This is a genomic window from Vibrio mexicanus (assembly GCF_001012815.1).
GTDB lineage: Bacteria > Pseudomonadota > Gammaproteobacteria > Enterobacterales > Vibrionaceae > Vibrio > Vibrio mexicanus.
In genome coordinates, this window is sequence record NZ_JYJP01000065.1 from 1 (window position 1) to 646 (window position 646).

Sequence of the window (646 nt, forward strand, 5' to 3'; positions counted from 1 at the left end):
ACAAGGCGTTAGCATTCATTTAAGGACTATCAATGATTAAGACTATAACGGTTATTGCTTTATTACTTCCCTTAAGTGCAGTAGCAAGTACAGACAAATGGAAATCCAGTTCATACAAATCAATCGAGAGCGCTTCCATTAGGCCAAGCTCTGGAAAATTAACTAGTTTTGGACTTAGTTGTAGCCAATACACAAAAGGAAATATTGTTCTCGAATTGCAGCCTAAACTCGCTCCTACTACTCCAAGAAAAGGCCAAGAAGAAACTACAAAAGTAATAGTAGAGATTGATGGGAAGTCGTTTTACTACAACATGGTAAACCATGCGTCGTTTCCCGAACTACTAAAAACCAAACATAGCATTAGTAAGAATGTAATCAATCAGCTACAAAAAGGGAATGAGGTTTCCGTGTTATGGGAAAGATGGAATGGACGTTTAGAGGTAGAGTTTATTTCCCTCAAAAATAGCTCGTCAGCTATTGCTAGTCTTATAAAAAATTGCACCAAATTAAAAGGTTAGCGTTCTGAATGCTAACAAATTACTTAACAGGGACTCCTAACGCTCGGCGACTTCAGTCGCAATTTCAGCTTCAGTGTTTACGGCACAGTGTTAAAGTTGGGTAGCATAGCGTTGTCGCCCGTTAGTAA

Annotated in this window: 1 protein-coding gene; it reads left to right on the plus strand. The window is 38.7% G+C overall.

Annotated elements, in window-relative coordinates; translation table 11 throughout:
- Positions 1 to 32: 32 nt before the first annotated feature.
- Positions 33 to 518: a hypothetical protein gene (locus tag UA76_RS09660; protein ID WP_047045404.1), complete on the plus strand. Its 486-nt coding sequence runs from the start codon at positions 33 to 35 to the stop codon at positions 516 to 518.
- Positions 519 to 646: the final 128 nt, after the last annotated feature.